The following is a 14310-nucleotide window of genomic DNA, read 5'->3' on the forward strand; positions in this document are numbered from 1 at the left end:
TCAGCGCCTCACTGGAATATGCCGAGCAGCGTCTGGAACAGCGACGCTGCCGTCTGGATCACCTTGCTGTTGGCCTGGTAGAGCTGCTGGTACTGCAGCAGGCTGGCCGCTTCTTCGTCGAGGTTCACGCCCTGCACCGACTGCTGCTGCGAGGTGAGCTGCGTGACGAGCGACTGCTGCGAGGTGCTCGACGCCTTCAACTGGCTGGCCGTGTTGCCGATCGTGTTCACGTAGTTCGAGTACGCGGTCGTGAGCGTCTGCGAGTTGGTGAAGGCGGTGCCCGAGGTGAGGTTCGCGAGCGCGAGTGCGTTGCGGCCGTCCTGCGCGGCGCCCGTGTTCGGCCCGACGGTGAACTTGTCGCCGTTCGCGGGTGCGCCCGTCATTGTGAAGCTCACGTTGTTGGCCACGCCGGTGGCGTCCCCGCTGATGGCGATCGTCGCGCCCGTGCTCGGGTCGTAGGGGACCGGTGTGGTGCCGTCCGTGATGGGGTACGTCTGGGGCGTGCTCGAGCCGGGAACCGTCACGGTGACCGTCGACCCGCCCGGGAAGCCCGACAGCGTGCCGCCGCTACCCGATGCCGCCGCCGCATAGCTCAGGTTCAGCGTCTGGCCATTCGTGCCCACGGCGAAGCCCGCGCTCACCTGGCCCTGCGTGACGGCTGCCGTGCCCGTGTTCGCGCCGCCCGCCGTGACGAGCACGGGCGAGGCGGCCGCGATCGCCGATGGGTCGCTCGTCGCGACGGCGAAACTGTCGAGCGCGCCCGCGGTCGGCTGGATCGCGAACGAGTCGCCGTCCTTCATCGTGCCCGTCCAGGTGATCGAGAGGCCGGAGTTGTCGCTCGCGGGCGGGAACGGGCTGCTACTGGACGGCGGCGTGGTGGTCGTGGCGACTACCGAATTGGTCGTCGAATCGGTGAGCGTCCAGGTGCCGGTCGAGTACGAGAGCGTGTAGTTGTCGGTGGGCGGGCTCACCGCGTTGGTGAGCTGCGCCGAGACCGTGCCGGTGCCGGAATTGTTCAGATTGGCCGTGACGACCGGCGCGCTCACGTTGAAGAGCGCGCCGCCCTTCTGGCCGCCCAGCGTCAGGCCGAGCTGGTTCTGCTGGTTCACCTGGGCGGCGAAGCTCGTGGCGATCGCGCCCAGTTGAGCCTGCGCCGGGTCCAGCGTGTTCTGCATGAACGAGACGAGCCCGCCCACGGTGCCGCCCTGCAGCGCCGCGCTGGAAAGCGCTTGCGGCGTTGCAGTCGAACCAGGCAGGCCCTGCCAGGCCACCGTGGTTTCCGAGGGGTTCGAGCTCGAGGGCTGCGTGGTGAGGTTGTAGTTCTGACCGCTCACCACGAGCGGCTGGCCGTTGCCGAGGAAGACGCTGTAGCCGCTGCTGTTCTGCACGACCTGCACGCCAACGAGCTGCGAGAGGTTCGAGACCGCGCGATCGCGCTGGTCGAGCAGCTGGTTCGGCTGCTGGCCCGACGAGCTCGCCGACGCAATCTGCGTGTTGAGCTGCGCGATCTGCTGCGTATAGGTGTTGATCTGCGTAACGGCGTTCGAGAGCTGCGTATTCACGCTCTGGCGCAACGAGTCGTACTGCTGGCCGGCGGCGTTGATCTGGTCGGCGAGCGACTGCGCGTCGGAGATCGCGGTCTGGCGCGTGGCAACGCTCGCCGGCGAGTTCGAGACGTTTTGCAGGCCCGAGAAGAACGCCGAGATCGACGAGGCAATGCCCGAAGTCGGGCTGCCCACGAGGTTCGAGAGCTGCGTGGCGAGCGTGTACGACGCGGTGAGCGAGCTGTTGCTGGACTGCGCGTTGTTCAGCGAGGTCGTGAGGTACTGGCTATAGGCGCGCTGCACCGTAGCCGTGGTCACGCCGCCGCCCATGTAGCCCGAGCCCGTGTACTGGCCGCTCGCTTCGCTGAACACCGCGTTTTCCACGTTGTAGCCCGTGGTCGACGAGTTGCTGATGTTCTGGCCGGCAGTGGCAATACCGATCTGGGCCGCCTGTAATCCGGAGAGCCCGATCGAGAAGATGTTGGACATGCGTAATCCTCAGGGACGGCCTTTCCGACACCTCGGTCGAACGGCCGCGTGGGTGAACCAACGTAATAACGGCAGCGGGGCGCGAAAATTGAGCGCCTGCAATCAGGAAAATGGGGGGGAAGCCGCGAAGAAAACGTTTGGCGCGCGAGGCGCGACCGCACACGCAGCGCAACTGATGCGCTGCGCGTCGAGGCGACGCCTGGCGCGTCCCGGCGGCGCGGGCCGTGAAGGCGCGCAGCGAAGGCCGGGCGCGCCGGCGCGGCGCGCAATGTCGCCGCGGCGTTTGTCGCGCGGCTGGCAGACTGGGTGCGGCGCACGCGCCCGGCGGTCCCGGGCGCCGAATCCCGGAGGCGCTCAGGCGCGCTGGAACGCGCGCCGCTTCATTTCGAGCTGCGTGATGTAGCGCTGCAGGGTGTTCTCCGCGGCGCCGGGCAGCGTCACGAATCTGAAGCCCAGGTGATAGCGCCGCTCGCCGCTGGGCAGGTCGATGAAGCGCAGCACCGCGAGCGCCAGATCCACGCGCAGCACGCCATGCGCGCGCAGGTCGAGCTCGACGCCGGGGAGCTTCAGGCCCATCTCGATGTTCGCCGCGCGCTCGTCGGTCGTGCGCAGGCCGATGCCGCCGAGCGAGAGATCGTGCACCTCGAACTGGAAGCGCTGGCCGTCCGAGGGCAGCGCGCCGCGGCACAGGCACGGCTCCAGCACGGGCGTGTCGACGCGGAAATACTCGCGGCGCTGCACGTAGTAGAGCACCTCGGGAAACGCGGCTTCGAATGCGGGCCGGCCTTCGAATTCGGTCTCGCGCGGCGCGACCGTGGCGAACTCCACGCGCACGCCGTCGGGCGAGGCATGGAACTGGCACTGGGCACACGCGAGCACGTCGTGGTTCTGCTCGGGCAAGGCGCCCCAGTCGAACACGAAGGTGCGCTCGCGCGTGTTCACCTCGAGAATGCGCGTGACCAGTTGGCCACCGCCGTATTGCAAGGTCAGGAAGTCGCCCCGATTGACGAGGTTGCGCAACTGCACCCCGACTTCTAGCGGGTTGCGCCGGCCATAGTCGGGGACTTCGCCCTCGGAGGCTTCCTGTTGATTCGACTGAACGGTATTCATCGGCGTGCCGGAATTTCGTGGACATGCCGGCGCGCCACGGCCTGAGCCGCCACGCGCCGTCCGGGCGGTTATCGCCGCCCCTGATTCTTTTACTTCTCGCCTGCATTAGCGGCAGGCGCAGAGAGAAATTTAGGGGTTCCATGCAAATATTCCGTGCTCTCGCGCACGGCCGCGCCGGAGTTTCGCGCAAACGTCGCATAACGTCGGCGAGGCAACGTTTGCGTTCGGCGATCACGGCGCGATCGGGCCGTCAGGCCATTTGCTGCATGATCGACATGAGCTTTTTCGCGTATTGCGGGTCGGTCGCGTAGCCCGCGCGCTGCATGCCGTGCGCGAAGCTCTCCGCGCTGTGCGAGTTGTTGATCACCGAGGCGTAGCGCGGGTTGCTCTTGAGCAGGTTCGCGTAGTCGGTCATGGCGTCGTCGTACGAGTCGTAGGCGCGGAACTTCTCCACCACGCGGTGCGGCGTGCCGTTCACGTATTCGGTCGTCATGGTCGAGACGGTCTTGCCCGTCCAGTCCTTCGTGGCCTTGATGCCGAACACGTTGTGGCTCGTGGAGCCGTCCGCCTTCATGATCTCGCGCTTGCCCCAGCCCGACTCCAGCGCCGCCTGGCCGACGATGAAGCGCGCCGGAATGCCGGTGGCCGCGCTCGCCTGCTGCGCGCCGCCCGCGAGCTTGTTCACGAAGGCATCCACTTTTTCGTCGCCGTTGCCACGCACGGGCGGCGTGAGCGCGCTGTTGGCGTCCCAGCCTTGTCCCTTGCCGAGCGCGCCGTTCGCGCTGGCGTTGCCGTAGGCGCGGCCCAGCGCGCTCAGCATCGCCATGTTGCCTTCGTTGCCGCTGCCGCCCGAGCCGGCCATGCCCGACATGGCGCCGGCGATGCCGCCTGCTCCACCGGCGCTATCTGCACCACCGGCACCACCGGCGTCGCCGCCCATGCTGCGCATGAGCTGCTTGATCATGGCGCTGGCCACGCCGATGCCCTTGTTCGACATCTGCTGCGCGAGCTGCTGATCCATCATCGAGGTGAACTGCGCGCCGTCTTTCGAGTCGAGCGGGCCGTCGTCGGGCGTCGCCTCGCGCATGCTCTTGAGCATCATCTGCGTGAACACGGCGTCGAACTGCTTGGCGGCCATCTTCACGCCCTGCTGGGGCGCCGCATTGGCCGCGGCCCGCATCGAGTCGAAGCCCTGCACGTCCAGCGCGAAGCGGTTCGTGAGGTCGAGGCTGCCGCCGATATTCGAGTTATCCATGCTCGCTCCTTAGATAATCTGAAGATCGGCGCGCAGGGCGCCTGCCGCCTTCATCGCCTGCAGGATCGACATAAGGTCCGCGGGCGTCGCGCCCAGCGCGTTGAGCGCCTTCACGACTTCCGCGAGGTTGGCGCCCGCCGTCACGAGCTTGAGCGACCCGTTGTCCTGCTTCAACTGGATCTGCGACTGCCGCGTCGCCACCGTGGTGCCGTTCGAGAACGCGCCGGGCTGGCTCACCGCCGTCTGCGTGTTCACGACCACCGAGAGATTGCCGTGCGCCACCGCGCAGCTATCGAGCGTGACCATCTGGTTCATCACGATCGAGCCGGTGCGCGCGTTGAGGATCACCTTCGCCGCCGGCTGCGCCGGGCGCACGTCGAGATTCTGGATCTGCGCGATGAAGCCCACCTGCTGCGAGGGGTCCGTCGGGCCGCGCACCTGGATCGTGCGGCCGTCCACGGCCTGGGCGACGCTCTCGCCGAACATGTTGTTGATCGCCGCCACGATGCGCTGCGTCGTGTCGTAGTCCATGTCGTTGACTTCCATCTGCAGGATGCCGCCCGCCTGCGTGACGGCCGAGGGCACGGCGCGCTCCACCGTGGCGCCTGCCGAGATGCGGCCTGCCGCCAACTGGTTCACCTGCACCTTGCTGCCGTTGGCCGAGGCGCCCGCGCCGCCCACCGCCACGTTGCCCTGGGCGATTGCGTAGACCTGGCCGTCGGCGCCCTTGAGCGGCGTGAGCAGCAGCGTGCCGCCGCGAATGCTCTTGGCGTTGGCGAGCGACGACACGGTCACGTCGATCTGCTCGCCGGGACGCGCGAACGGCGGCAGCGTGGCGGTCACGATCACGGCCGCGACGTTCTTCAGCTGCATGTTGTTGAGCGTCTGCGAAGAGCCCGTGGCGCTCGAGGTGTTGTTGATCGAGATGCCCAGGTTCGCGAGCATGTTCGCGAGCGTCTGCGTCGTGAAGGGCGCCTGGGTGGTCTGGTCGCCGGTGCCGTCCAGACCCACCACGAGGCCGTAGCCAATGAGCGGGTTGTCGCGCACGCCGGAGATCGACACGAGGTCCTTCACGCGCTCGGCATGCGCGGGCACGGCGTAAGCCAGCAGCGCGCCGCACGCGAACACGAGACCGGCCACGAATCCCAGTGCGGTGAGCACGTCTTTCACGCGCGAGCGGCGCGAGTGACGGAAGCGGATCTTTACCATGGCGCGATATTCAAAAAGAAGCGTTGCAGCCAGCCCATGGTCTCGGCTTCGTCGATCACGCCTTTCGCGGAATATTCGATTCTCGCGTCGGCCACGTCGGTCGAGAGCACGGAGTTGTCTCCGGCGATGGTGTTCGGGTTCACGACGCCGGACAAGCGCACGAACTCATTGCCCTGGTTGATGAGCATCTGCTTCTCGCCCGAGACCACCAGGTTGCCGTTGGGCAGCACGTTCGTCACGGTCACGGTGATCACGCCCGTGAAGGTGTTGGACGCATTCGCCCCGCCCGTCGCGTCGAACTGGTTCGCGCCCTGGGCGTTGAGGTTCGCGCGCGAGAAGAAGCCCGGCGCGAAGCCCGCGGTCGGCACGTTGAAGCTCGTGCTGCCGCCGCGCTTGGTGTTGGCGCCCGAGGACTTGGTCGCCGACATGTTTTCGGAAATGACGATGGTGAGAATGTCGCCGATATTGCGCGGGCGCTGATCCTCGAAGAGCGGCCGCCCCGTGTAGCCGGGGTTGTAGATCGAGCCCGGCGAGCTGTTGGGCGGCGGCGAAGGCGGCACGGCCGTCATCGGCTGGGCCGTGATCGGCTGCCGGTTCGGGATGTAGGCGCAGCCCGCCAGCATCGCCAGCGCGAGCGCCGCTGCCCACGGCGCCGTGGCGCGCGGCAACGCCCGCGCGGGCCCTTGCGCCGCGCGCTTGCGAGAGTTGTTTCGGACGGACTGGCTCATGCTCTTCACCACTTCTCTTTCGTACTCTTTCGTACTCTTTCGTACTCTTTCGTACTCTTTCGTACTCTTTCGTACGCTTTCGTACTGTTCCGTACTGCTATTCAGCTGTTTGCCTCTGATTCACCCGACCTTCAAGCCGGTGCTCAAACCTGCATCTGGCTCAGGGTCTGCAGCATCTGGTCGGAGGTCGTGACCGCCTTGCTGTTGATCTCGTAGGCGCGCTGCGTCTCGATCATGTTCACGAGCTCCTGCACCACGTTCACATTCGAGGCTTCCACGTAGCCCTGATTGAGCGTGCCCGAGCCGTTCAGGCCCGGCGTGGTCACCGTGGGCGCGCCCGACGAAGCCGTTTCCGAAAGCAGGTTCTGACCGTTCGATTGCAGGCCGGCCGGGTTGATGAACATGGCGAGCTGCAGCGAGCCGATGGTGGTGTTGCTCGCCGAGCCGGGCGTGGTGACCGTCACCACGCCGTCGCTGCCGATGGTGAGCGAGGTGGCGTTCGCGGGCACCGTGATGGTGGGCAGCACCGGGTAGCCGCTCGAGGTGACGAGCTGGCCCTGCGAGTTGGACTGGAACGAGCCGTCGCGCGTATAGGCCGTCGTGCCGTCGGGCATCTGCACCTGGAAGAAGCCCGCGCCGTTGACCGCCACGTCCTTCGAGTTGCCGGTCTGCTGCAGGTTGCCCTGGGTGTAGAGGCGCTCGGTGGCCACTTGCTGCACGCCCGTGCCCACCTGGCTGCCCGAGGGCAGCTCGGTGGTCTGCGTGGAGTTCGCGCCCGGCTGGCGCAGCGTCTGGTACATGAGGTCCTCGAACACCGCGCGCGAGCCCTTGAAGCCATTGGTGCTCACGTTCGCGAGGTTGTTGGAGATCACGTCCATTTGCGCCTGCTGCGCGTTCATGCCGGTGGCGGCGATGTAGAGCGATCGGTTCACGGTGTTGTTCTCCCGGCGCGCGAGACGCGCAGCCTGTTCAAATGCTTAGCTGAAGTTGAGCAGCTGGTTCGCGCTCTGTTCGTTCTGGTCGGCGGTCTGCAGCATCTTGGTCTGCAGCTGGAACTGGCGCGCGTTGTCGATCATCGAGACCATCGCCGCCACCGGATTCACGTTGCTGCCTTCGAGCGACTCCGTCGCCACCTGGACCGTCTGGTCGGCGTCGGCGGGGTTGCCGTCGGCCGTGTGAAAGAGGCCGTCGTCGCCGCGCGTGAGCGAGCCGGCGCTCGGGTTCACGAACTTGATCTGGTCGATCATGGCGATGGCGTCGGCGGGGCTGCCCGGCGCGATCGCCGAAACGGTGCCGTCCTTGCCGATCGTCACCGCCGAGCCCGGCGGCACCGCGATCGGGCCGCCGCCGCCGATCACCTGGAGGTTGCTGGCCGTCACGAGCTGGCCGTTCTCGTCCACGTGCAGGTTGCCCGCGCGCGTGTAGGCCTCGTTGCCGTCGGCAGTCTGCACGGCGATGAAGCCCGAGCCCTGCACGGCGATGTCGAGCGGGTTGCCGGTGTGCGAGATCGCGCCGGGCGTCATGTCGGAGCCTGGCGTGGCCGAGAGCACGAAGGTGCGCGTGGTCGTGTCGTTCGCGGTCGTGCCGTCGCCGAACGACATCGGCACGGCGCGGAAATTCGCGAGCTGCGCGCGAAAGCCCGTGGTCGAGACGTTCGCCAGGTTGTTCGCGACAACGGCCTGCTGGTCGAGCGCCTGGCTCGCGCCCGTCATCGCGGTGTAGATCAGTCGGTCCATGATGTGCCCGGTGCGTTAAAGGTGCGTGCGCCTGCTTACATCTGCAGCAGCGTCTGGTCGACGGTCTGCTGCGTCTTGATGGTCTGCGCGTTTGCCTGATAGTTGCGCTGCGCCGTGATCAGGTCGACGAGCTGGTTCGTGAGGTCGACGTTCGACGACTCCACCGCGCCGCCCGTGAGCGAGCCGTGGTTCGTGCTGCCGGGCGTGGAGACCTGCGGCACACCCGAGGCGGCGGTTTCCTGGAACTGGTTGCCGCCGAGGTTCATCAGCCCGTTCGGGTTGTTGAAGTTGGCGAGCACGACCTGGCCGAGCGTCTTGGTCTGGCCGTTCGAGTAGTTGCCGGTGATGGTGCCGTCCGAGCCAATCGAGAAGTTCGAGAGCGTGCCGCTCGCGTAGCCGTCCTGGGTCAGGTTGTTCACACCGTTGGTGCTGCCGAACTGCGTCGTGCCGGTGAAGTTCAGCGTGATCTTCTGGTTCTGGGTCGAACCGTCGGTCGGATTGATCGTGATCGGAATCTGGCCGATCGAGGTCGCCTTGCCCGTCGAGTCGGCCGTGCCCACGAGGTTGCCCGACGAATTGAACGCCATCGTGCCCACCGCCGAAGTCGAAACGCTGCCCGGCGTGCCCGCGTAGACGTTCCACTCCTGGTTGCCGCTGGTGTCGACGCCGCCCTTCACGAAGTACATGTTGACCTGCTGCGCGCCGCCGAGCGAGTCGTACGCCGTGATCGAGGTCGAGTAGTTGTAGGTGCTCGAGTTGGTGGGGTCGAACGTCGCCGACGACCCGGTGGGCGCGGTGGACTGCGCGTTCAGGTTCAGCTGCGCCGTGACGTTGGCCGTCGTGACCGGCGCGATGTTGGTCGTGGGCACCTGGAGCGGCACCGTCTGCGCCGAGTTCACCACGCCGTTCGCGCCGGCCGCGTAGCCCATCAGGTCGTTGCCCGACGCATCGGTGATATAGCCGTTCTTGTCGAGCTGGAACACGCCGTTGCGCGAATACGTGACGGTGCCGTTGTTCGACATCTGGAAGAAGCCGTTGCCGTTGATGGCGACGTCGAGCGCCTGGCCGGTCGTGGTGATCGTGCCCTGCGAGAAGTTCTGCTGCACCTGCGAGAGCGATGCGCCAAGACCGATCTGCGTGTTGACCGAGGTGGCGACGGTGTTCGCATAGACGTCGGCGAATTGCGCCGTGCTCTGCTTGAAGCCCACCGTGTTCGCGTTGGCGATGTTGTTGCCAATGACGTCGAGATCGTTCGACGCTGCGGCGAGGCCGCTCAATCCTTGCTGGTAGCCCATGAGTGTCTACTCCGCGCTGTCGTGTTCAATAGGTGTTAGAGAATGGCGCCCACGCCCGAGAGCGCGACCGTCTTGCCGTTGGCGAGCGAGAGGCTCGCGCTGCCGTCCGATTGCTGGATCACGCCCTGGACCTTGCTCGCGACGAGCGCCGTGGCCGTGCCCGCCTGGCCATTGACCGTCGCGCTCGCGCTGACGGTGTAGGTGCCGTCGGCCACGGTGTTGCCCGCGGCGTCGGTGCCGTTCCAGGTGACGGGCACGGTGCCCGCCGACTGCGCGCCCAGATCGAGCGTGTTGACGACCTGGCCCGCCGAGTTGGTGATCGTGAGCTTCACGTCCGAGGCCGCCGCGGGCAGCGTCACGCCCAGTTGCGGCGCGCTGCCGCTCGACACCGTTGCACTGCTGCCCGGCGCCAGCACGGTCGAGCCGATCAGCAGCGCGGCTTGCGCGTTCTGGCCCGCCGAGAGCTGCGTCGAGAGCGACGAGAGCGACGTGTTGAGCTGCTGGATGCCCGTGACCGTGTTGATCTGGGCGAGCTGCGAAGTCATCTGCGAGCTGTCCATCGGATTGGTGGGGTCCTGGTTTTGCAGCTGCGTGACGAGCAGTTGCAAAAAGGTGTTCTGCAGCGAGCTGCCGCTCGTCGAAGAGGAGCCCGACGTGCCCGACGTGCCCGAAGCGCTCGACGCCGACGAGCTGCCGTTCACGTTCATGGTGTCGAGCAACTGCTGCGACACGGTGGCGGTGCTGCCGCCGATGGTGGTGTTGCTGGAGGTCAACGCATTCTCCTCGGATACGCTCGATGTGGCTGTGTGGCGTGGGGTATGGCCGGGGTGTGCTTCACGCACCGGCCTCAGTTGCCAGATTCAGGTCTATGTCTCAGGTGCCGCTTCACGTCCCGATGGTCAGGGTCTTGAGCATCAGCGTCTTCGCGGTGTTCAGGGTCTCGACGTTGGCTTGATACGAGCGCGAGGCCGAGATCATGTTCACCATCTCCTGCACCGGGTCCACATTGGGCATCGTGACGTAGCCGTTGGCATCGGCGGCGGGGTTGTCCGGGTCGTAGCTCTGCTTCATGGGCGTCGGGTCGTCGATCACGCCGGTCACCTGCACGCCGCCCACTTGCTGGCCCGACGCCGTGCGCGCGCCGCCGAGCGGGTTGACCGCGAACACGACCTGCTTGGCCTTGTACGGCTGGCCGTCGGGGCCGGTCGTGCTGTCGGCGTTGGCGAGATTGGACGCCGTCACGTTCAGGCGCTGCGACTGCGCCGACATGGCGGAGCCCGCAACGCTGAAAATGTTCATCAGGGATGGCATGGTTTCGTTGACCTCTCGGATGGCTGGTGCGTCTTGGCCTGCTTAACGTTTGCTGCGCTGCGCGCGCGGCGCTATGCGCCGCTGCTTGCGCTGTGCTGCTTGAATCGATGACTGCGTCGATGCCCGCGCCTCAGTTCGAACCCGACTGGATCGCCGAGAGCATCGTCTTGATCTGTTGCGAAAGCACGGTCATGCCCGACTCGAAGTGCAGCGCGTTGTCGGCGAACTGCACGCGCTCGGTGTCGAGGTCGACCGTGTTGCCGTCGAGCGCGGGCTGCGTCGGATTGCGGTACATCACCGGGCTCGTGTAGCTGCTGGCCGGGCCGCCGGTCGGGATCAGCTTCACGTTGCCGGCCATGTGGCCCGCCTCGGTGGTGGCCATCGACATGCCGCTCGTCACGCCCGCGGGCTGCGCCAGCGCGAGCGGCTGGAAGTTGCCGCCGGCCGTGCCTGTTACACCCGTTGCACCCGCTGCGCCCGCGGCGGCGCCCGTCGTGGCCATCGCGCCCGGCGTGGCCGCGCCGGCCTGCTTGAGCGCACCCGCGAGCGAGGCCGAGAAGTCGACGTCGCGCGCCTGGTAGCCCGGCGTATCGGCGTTCGCGATGTTCGAGGACAGCAACGCCTGGCGCGTCGCACGCACATCGAGCGCTTCGCGGCCAAAGGCGAATTCGGCGTCGAGTTTGTCCAGCATCCGGCGTTCTCCGTGACACGAAATGAGGGGCTGCTTCGGCGCATGCATCGCGCATCCGGCAACTGGGCGAGGCGCACAGGCCTTTTCGCATGGAAACGAATGTTAGGCGCGCCTGACAAGAACCAATCGGACGAATAGCCGGTAAAGCCCCCCTCTATTCGACGTAAGCGCGCGGGGGTCGCCGCCTAGAATGCGAGTCGTGTCAATGCAATGAATGGAGAACGACGATGCCGCTGACTGCCTTCTTTCGCGCGCGCCCTATGGCAGTGCAGGCGGTGCGGGCAGCGCTGGCATCGCTTGGCGCTGCCGCCGCACTGGGCATGAGCGGCGCAGCGCACGCGCAAAGCGAAACGCCTGGCCAGCAGATCTATATCGCGGGCCCCGGCGACCGCGCCGGCTCGGATGCCGCCCAGATGAGCGCCATGCTCGCGCAACCGGGCAAGGCGAACCCGGGCGGCGGTTCGATGGGCACCGATACGCACGCCTACGCCAACGGCTACGCCCAGAGCGCGGCGATGCTCGCGCGCGGCACGCAAGCCGATGGACAAGGCGCGGGACAAGACCCGGCTCAAGCGCAAAATCAGCCGGGCATGATCACGATCCCGGGGCCGGGCGAGCGCGGCCGCGCGAGCGAAGCCACGCCCGAGATCGTCACGATTCCCGCACCCGGCTCGGGCGCGGCACCCGCCATGCGGCCCGCGCTCGCTCGCGCCGTGCAACCGATGCGCGTGCCGCCCGCTAACCCGTCGGCATACTCGCAGGCAAACCCTTCGGCGAACCCATCCGCAAGCCAGCCAGCCAACCGTATGGCAGCGAACGCCGCCGCGCCCGCCGTCATGAACGGCAACGCCGGCGCGGGCGGGCTCCAGCGCGTGAACGTCGTCACGCCGTCGAGTGCGGTCGCGCCCGTCGTCGTCGAAACCGCGCCGCCGGCCGCCGCCGCGAGACTGCCCGCCGTGCCGGTGACGCGCGCGCCGGCGATGGCCGCCAGTGCCTATACGGCCACGAGCGCCAGCGCCGTCGCATACGGCCAGGCCGCGCAAATGCCGCCAGGCCAGGAAGACGGCGAGCGCATCCGCGCCACCGCGCTCGCCTTCCTGCAACAACAGGCGGCGGGCTTGCCGGGCAAGGTGAGCGTCACCGTTCCCCCCGTCTTCCCTCGCGGCCTCGCGGCCTGCGCCGCGCTCGAGCCCTTCATGCCGCCGGGCGCGCGCATGTGGGGCCGCACGACCGTGGGCGTGCGCTGTGTCGGCGCGAAGCCGTGGACGCTCTATGTGGTGGGGCGCGTCGCCGTCGACATCACCTATTACGTGGCCGCGCGCCAGATCGACGCGGGCCAGATGCTCTCGGCCGCCGACTTCATGCCGCGCGAAGGCGACCTCGCGAGCCTGCCGCAGACCATCATCACCGACCCCACGCAGGCCAACGGCGCCGTCGCGCTCGCGCGCATCACGGCGGGCCTGCCGCTGCGCACGGACATGCTGCGCAGCGCCTCGTCGGTGGTGATCGGCCAGACGGTCAGGGTGATCGCCGTCGGCTCGAATTTCACGATTTCCTCGGAGGGCAGCGTGCTCAACAATGCCGCGCCCGGCCAGATGGTGCGCGTGCGCACGGCCGGCGGGCAAATCATCAGCGGCGTCGTGAAAGACGCCGGGACGGTGCAGGTGCAGATTTAGGGACGCTCTCCTGATCAGGGCGAAAAAACGCCTGGGCGCAACGTGCGGCAGAACACGTAACAGCATGTAACGGCAGGACTTTCGCGCTAAAGTTCGCGCCGGCCCTTGCCGTTATCAAAGCCATACGGATCAGGAATCCCCATCGTGAAAATCGACACCTCCACCCGCAATGACGCGCGCTCGCTCCAGGATGGGCCCGCGCGCACGCAGCAAAGCGAATCCGCGAGCGCGCTGGGCGCCGGCGGCACGGCATCCGCCGCCGCAGCCAGCTCGATCGCCTCGGGTGCAAGCTCGGACGCCAACGTGAGCCTTTCGTCGCTTTCCTCTTCGCTGCGCTCGCTCGCGGCGAGCGGCGCCGCCGACATCGACATGGGCCACGTCCAGTCGATCAAGGACGCCATCAAGAACGGCACGCTGCAGATCGACACCGGCAAGATCGCCGACGGCATTATCGAAACCGCGCGCGGCCTGCTCAAGCCGGCCTCGGGCAGCTAAGGGGCGCAGGCGCTGCGCTGAGCACCCCGCAGCACGCGCCGCCCCTCAACTACGCATTCTCAGGTGGTCCCCGATGAAAGATGCTCTTCTCGCCACATTGATCGACGAACACGCCGCGGTTGAGGCGTTCGCCTCGCTGCTCGCCTTCGAGGAGAAGGCGCTCACGACGGCGGACGGCATCGGCGCGCTGCCGCAGATCGTCGAAGAGAAGACGACGCTCACGCAGCGCATGGCGGGCCTCGAGAAGGCGCGCGACGCGCAACTGGCCGGACTCGGCCTGCCGGGCGGGCGCAAGGGCATCGAGATGGCCTGCGACGGCGACGCGCGGCTCGCGGGCCAGTGGGCCCTGCTCAAGGGCTCGACCGAGCGCGCGCGCCGCCAGAACCTCACGATCGGCATGATGGTGCGCACGCGCATGGAACATAACCGCCGGGCGCTCGCGATCCTGCGCGGCGAAACCAGCAACGGCGCATCGACGCTGTACGGGCCGGATGGGCGTTTGCCTGCGTTCGGGTTGTAGGCGGTCCGCTTTTGCGCGCGGCGAGCAGCCGCGCGTGAGATTGAAAAGCCGGGGCGTGGGTGCTTCGGCTTTTTTGTTTATTGCGGCAACCCATGTCATCGGCCAACGGCTCACTTTGAGAGCGGCGCGCCGCTTCATAGTCAGCACGCAGCTGCGGCACCAGCGCCGCAGCAAGCGGAGTCCTCAGCGCAGGCAGCAACTCCTCGGACGAACTGACGAGCTCCGATGCACGGTCAAGCAGCGGATCGAGA

The 14310-nt window shown here is 67.3% G+C and carries 14 protein-coding genes; 3 read left to right on the forward strand and 11 right to left on the reverse strand.

Features of this window, described 5'->3' with window-relative positions; all coding sequences use genetic code 11:
- Positions 1-8: 8 nt before the first annotated feature.
- The 11 genes from flgK to EYW47_RS33595 all read right to left on the reverse strand — a co-directional run bounded on the left by flgK (position 9) and on the right by EYW47_RS33595 (position 11368).
- Positions 9-2033 (reverse strand): flagellar hook-associated protein FlgK, encoded by a 2025-nt coding sequence (gene flgK / locus EYW47_RS33545; RefSeq protein WP_133199115.1) that lies wholly within the window; start codon positions 2031-2033, stop codon positions 9-11.
- 354 nt (positions 2034-2387) lie between these two features.
- Entirely contained in the window at positions 2388-3143 is a 756-nt protein-coding gene (locus EYW47_RS33550; RefSeq protein WP_133199116.1) for a flagellar brake protein, read from the reverse strand.
- A gap of 250 nt (positions 3144-3393) precedes the next feature.
- Entirely contained in the window at positions 3394-4398 is a 1005-nt protein-coding gene (flgJ, locus tag EYW47_RS33555) for a flagellar assembly peptidoglycan hydrolase FlgJ (protein ID WP_133199117.1), read from the reverse strand.
- Positions 4399-4407: 9 nt separating this feature from the next.
- Positions 4408-5607: a flagellar basal body P-ring protein FlgI gene (locus EYW47_RS33560; protein WP_133199118.1), complete on the reverse strand. Its 1200-nt coding sequence runs from the start codon at positions 5605-5607 to the stop codon at positions 4408-4410.
- The gene (locus EYW47_RS33565) at positions 5601-6230 is read right to left on the reverse strand and encodes a flagellar basal body L-ring protein FlgH (protein WP_240764033.1); all 630 of its coding nucleotides are present in this window, start codon (positions 6228-6230) and stop codon (positions 5601-5603) included. Before EYW47_RS33565 ends, EYW47_RS33560 begins: the two co-directional genes overlap by 7 nt.
- A 248-nt stretch (positions 6231-6478) precedes the next feature.
- Positions 6479-7267, reverse strand: a complete 789-nt coding sequence (flgG, locus tag EYW47_RS33570; protein ID WP_133199120.1) for a flagellar basal-body rod protein FlgG — start codon at positions 7265-7267, stop codon at positions 6479-6481.
- A gap of 45 nt (positions 7268-7312) precedes the next feature.
- Complete coding sequence (gene flgF / locus EYW47_RS33575; RefSeq protein ID WP_133199121.1) at positions 7313-8071, reverse strand: flagellar basal-body rod protein FlgF; 759 nt, start codon at positions 8069-8071, stop codon at positions 7313-7315.
- 35 nt (positions 8072-8106) lie between these two features.
- The gene (gene flgE / locus EYW47_RS33580) at positions 8107-9366 is read right to left on the reverse strand and encodes a flagellar hook protein FlgE (RefSeq protein ID WP_133199122.1); all 1260 of its coding nucleotides are present in this window, start codon (positions 9364-9366) and stop codon (positions 8107-8109) included.
- A gap of 35 nt (positions 9367-9401) precedes the next feature.
- Positions 9402-10073: a flagellar hook assembly protein FlgD gene (locus EYW47_RS33585; RefSeq protein ID WP_133199140.1), complete on the reverse strand. Its 672-nt coding sequence runs from the start codon at positions 10071-10073 to the stop codon at positions 9402-9404.
- A 178-nt stretch (positions 10074-10251) separates the two neighbouring features.
- The gene (gene flgC, locus EYW47_RS33590) at positions 10252-10677 is read right to left on the reverse strand and encodes a flagellar basal body rod protein FlgC (protein WP_133199123.1); all 426 of its coding nucleotides are present in this window, start codon (positions 10675-10677) and stop codon (positions 10252-10254) included.
- Positions 10678-10807: 130 nt separating this feature from the next.
- Positions 10808-11368, reverse strand: a complete 561-nt coding sequence (locus tag EYW47_RS33595) for a flagellar basal body protein (RefSeq protein WP_133199124.1) — start codon at positions 11366-11368, stop codon at positions 10808-10810.
- A 227-nt stretch (positions 11369-11595) separates the two neighbouring features.
- Here EYW47_RS33595 and flgA point away from each other — a divergent pair, with 227 nt between their 5' ends.
- The 3 genes from flgA (at position 11596) to EYW47_RS33610 (ending at position 14059) form a co-directional block, all read left to right on the forward strand.
- The gene (gene flgA, locus EYW47_RS33600; RefSeq protein WP_240764029.1) at positions 11596-13044 is read left to right on the forward strand and encodes a flagellar basal body P-ring formation chaperone FlgA; all 1449 of its coding nucleotides are present in this window, start codon (positions 11596-11598) and stop codon (positions 13042-13044) included.
- A 144-nt stretch (positions 13045-13188) separates the two neighbouring features.
- On the forward strand, positions 13189-13539 hold the full coding sequence (flgM, locus tag EYW47_RS33605; RefSeq protein ID WP_133199125.1) for a flagellar biosynthesis anti-sigma factor FlgM: 351 nt from the start codon (positions 13189-13191) through the stop codon (positions 13537-13539).
- A gap of 73 nt (positions 13540-13612) precedes the next feature.
- The gene (locus tag EYW47_RS33610) at positions 13613-14059 is read left to right on the forward strand and encodes a flagella synthesis protein FlgN (RefSeq protein WP_133199126.1); all 447 of its coding nucleotides are present in this window, start codon (positions 13613-13615) and stop codon (positions 14057-14059) included.
- The last annotated feature ends 251 nt before the right edge of the window (positions 14060-14310 follow it).

Origin of the sequence: Paraburkholderia silviterrae (assembly GCF_004353915.1) — a bacterium.
GTDB lineage: Bacteria > Pseudomonadota > Gammaproteobacteria > Burkholderiales > Burkholderiaceae > Paraburkholderia > Paraburkholderia silviterrae.